The sequence below is a fragment of the Psychrobacter sp. 16-MNA-CIBAN-0192 genome (genome assembly GCF_040309565.1).
Lineage (GTDB): Bacteria > Pseudomonadota > Gammaproteobacteria > Pseudomonadales > Moraxellaceae > Psychrobacter.
Genome location: NZ_JBEOOX010000799.1, coordinates 1 through 229, shown reverse-complemented (window position 1 = coordinate 229; position 229 = coordinate 1). Strand labels below are relative to the sequence as shown.

The following is a 229-nucleotide window of genomic DNA, read 5'->3' as shown; positions in this document are numbered from 1 at the left end:
GGCAAGTTGTTCGGCAATGATATTGTCGACTAGTGCGCACGACGATTTTGGGTCTTGTTGTGTATCAACCAAGCGCTTGATGTCATCGAGTCCGATGTTTAATTCTCTGCATCGTCTTATGAACACTAATGTCTCAATGTCTTTTTGTTGGTAATGACGATAGCCATTACTGGTACGGATTGGCGGAGAGAGTAAACCAATTTGCTCATAATATCGGATGGTTTTAACC

At 42.4% G+C, this 229-nt stretch carries 1 protein-coding gene; it reads right to left on the bottom strand.

Annotation, left to right across the window (positions count from 1 at the left end):
* Positions 1 to 229 (bottom strand): MerR family transcriptional regulator (locus AAEY78_RS15265; RefSeq protein WP_352340389.1); only part of this gene is annotated, 229 nt, incomplete at both ends.